Genomic DNA, 588 nt, shown 5'->3' on the forward strand with positions numbered 1-588 from the left:
CCCCCGCGTTCAGTGCTCGTGCGGAAACACCCCCGATGCAGAGGAGCACGCCATCATGCGTACCGATCTGATCCGTAAGACCGCCCTGACCGCCGCCGGCCTCGCCTTCACCGGCGGCGCCATCGCCGGCCCCGTCACCACCGCCTTCGCCGCCCCGAACACCAGCAAGCCCGCGTCGCAGACCCAGACCGACCGCAAGGGCCACGGCGAGCGTCAGCTCGGCGTGCGCTACGAGGCCCAGCCGAACTTCTACTACTGCGGCCCCGCCGCCGCCCGTAACGCCCTGTCCGTGCAGGGCAAGGACATCGCACCACCGAGGCCGGCACCAACTCCATCAACGACATCACCCCGGTGTTGAACAAGGAGACCGGTAAGAACGACGCCTACCGGTCGGTGGAGATCAGCACGCCGGCCGCGGATGACAAGCAGACCGACAAGCTGCGCGCCGACGTTGTGAAGACCGTCGACGACGGCCGGGCCGTGGTCGCGAACATCGCCGGCACCACCACCGACACCGACGGTGGTATCCACTCCTTCGAGGGCGGGCACTACATCAGCGTCGTCGGCTACCGCGATGGCGGGAACGTG

Annotated in this window: 1 pseudogene; it reads left to right on the forward strand. The window is 68.5% G+C overall.

Annotated features, from left to right (window positions below):
• Positions 1–55: 55 nt before the first annotated feature.
• Positions 56–588: pseudogene (locus tag IF22_RS33505) on the forward strand (C39 family peptidase); the annotation flags it as partial.

The organism is Micromonospora parva (assembly GCF_000718515.1).
Lineage (GTDB): Bacteria > Actinomycetota > Actinomycetes > Mycobacteriales > Micromonosporaceae > Micromonospora > Micromonospora parva.